This is a genomic window from Caldisericia bacterium (assembly GCA_021158845.1).
Lineage (GTDB): Bacteria > Caldisericota > Caldisericia > B22-G15 > B22-G15 > B22-G15.
The window spans coordinates 1-1570 of sequence record JAGGSY010000142.1 but is presented as its reverse complement, the minus strand read 5'-3'; the positions used below and the strand labels follow the sequence as shown (position 1 = coordinate 1570).

Genomic DNA, 1570 nt, shown 5'->3' with positions numbered 1-1570 from the left:
TGTTATTCAGACAAGAACTAAAGAAAACATTTTATTTAAATCCATAAAAGAGGAAAAACCAGATAAATTCATAAAGAGGGAATTCTGGATAAGGAAGGAGGCAATGTATCCACCCTATGTAAAATATATAAAAATAAGAAATGCCAATGATGAAATTTTTAAGGAAGTTGAAAGGATATCCGATGGTGATGACCTTATCTATTACAATAAAGACGAAATCATCATAAAAACGAAAAATATTTCTAAATTTAGAAGTTTTTTTGATAAAATAAGAAAAGGAGTTTTAATTGAGATAAAGGAGTTTTAAACATGAGAAAAATTGTTTTAATTGGAAATCCTCTCTTAAGAAAGAAATCAAAACCTGTAAAGAAGGTGGATAAATATATATTAAAGCTTATAAAGGAGATGGAAGAGGTCCTTGACAAATCTGAGATACCAGGTGTTGGACTTTCCGCTCCTCAGATAGGTGAACTTTTAAGGGTTTTAATATACAAAGAGGATGGAAAAACAAAATCCATAATAAATCCAAAGATTTTAAAGAGAGAGGGGAGGATCACGTTTGAAGAGGGATGTTTATCAATTCCAGGAGTTTATGGAGATGTTGAGAGGGCAGAAAGGATTGTGGTTGAGGGATTAAGTAAGACTGGGAAAAAGATTAAACTCACAAAAGAGGGATTATCTTCTGTGATAATTCAACACGAAATTGACCATCTTGACGGTATCCTCTTTATTGATAGAGTAAAAGATGTAAGAAGATTGAGAATAGAGGAAGGATACGAAGTGCCTGAGGAGTTGTTGAAAAAGGTGGCATGAAAATAGTTTTTTTTGGTTCAGATGATTTTTCTCTTCCATTTTTAGAGGAGTTATTGAAAGAAAACAAAGAAGTCTCCCTTGTAATAACAACACAGGATAAACCAAGAGGTAGAGGAAAAAAGATACTTCCAAACCCAGTAAAGGAACTTGCAAATAAAGAGGGGATTCCTTTTGTGGAAATCAAGAAATCCAGTGATATGTATGATTATCTTGAAGATTCTCTCTGGGATCTTGGTATTGTGGTATCATTTGGAAAGATTATACCCGGTGAGGTGATAAATCTATTTAAAAAAGGGATAATAAATGTTCACCCATCAATACTTCCAAGGTATAGAGGACCAAACCCTATAAGGTGGCAGATTCTCAACAAGGAGAGGGAAAGTGGTGTAAGTATAATGAAAATAACAGAGGGAGTGGATGAGGGAGATGTTTTGATGATAAGAAGAATTCCCCTTTCAGGGGAGGAAACATACACAGAACTAAGGGAAAAATTAATCTCTATTGGAAGAAAAACTCTGATCGAAGCTTTAGAAATCATTGAAAAAGGGAAAGACGAATGGAAACCACAAAGGGGAGAGATAAGTTATGCTCCAAAATTTAAAAGAGATTTTGAAAGAATAGATTGGCATGAAGATGGTGAAAAGATAAAACGAAAGATTCTTGCCCTTTCAAAAGAACCTGGTGCATATTCTATATTTAGAGGTAAGAGATTAAAGATTTTAAAGGCAGATATTGAAGAAGATGAATCTAAAAATCC

2 protein-coding genes and 1 pseudogene are annotated in these 1570 nt (G+C 33.4%); all 3 read left to right on the top strand.

Going from position 1 to position 1570, the window contains the following annotated elements:
- On the top strand, positions 1-307 hold a 307-nt coding region (locus tag J7J33_05130; GenBank protein ID MCD6168665.1), incomplete at its 5' end, for a hypothetical protein.
- Positions 308-309: 2 nt separating this feature from the next.
- A pseudogene (gene def / locus J7J33_05125) lies at positions 310-813 on the top strand (peptide deformylase).
- On the top strand, positions 810-1570 hold a 761-nt coding region (fmt, locus tag J7J33_05120; protein ID MCD6168664.1), incomplete at its 3' end, for a methionyl-tRNA formyltransferase. The pseudogene def and the gene fmt, both read left to right, overlap by 4 nt.